The sequence below is a fragment of the Stenotrophomonas sp. GbtcB23 genome (assembly GCF_019091045.1).
GTDB lineage: Bacteria > Pseudomonadota > Gammaproteobacteria > Xanthomonadales > Xanthomonadaceae > Stenotrophomonas > Stenotrophomonas rhizophila_A.
Map to the genome: position 1 here is coordinate 1 of NZ_JAGXKC010000263.1, position 346 is coordinate 346.

Sequence of the window (346 nt, forward strand, 5' to 3'; positions counted from 1 at the left end):
GAACAGATGGCAGACACGTTGCCGGCGCATGGTGTGATGTATGAGTGGATTCCCGAACTCGGTGGCCGGCGCAGGGCGCAGCCCAATTCTCGCAACGGGGCATGGGACAACGCCGCGTTTCAAGGCTATGCAGACCACATGGCTTCCGCAGAGTTTGCCAGCGGATTAACGAAGGTTCTTGCGCTGGCGGGTGCACATCGAACCGCGCTGATGTGCGCGGAGGCGCCATGGTGGCGCTGCCATCGTCGCCTGATCTCCGACCTTTTGACGCACCGGGGCCATGAGGTGGTGCACATCGTCTCCAACGCTGAACCCACGCCCCATCCGCTACGCCCGATGGCGGAGG

General features: G+C 63.3%; 1 protein-coding gene. It reads left to right on the forward strand.

Features of this window, described 5'->3' with window-relative positions:
- Window positions 1–346, forward strand: a 346-nt coding sequence (locus KVS69_RS19050; protein ID WP_217539530.1) for a DUF488 domain-containing protein, incomplete at both ends; no start/stop codon positions are given.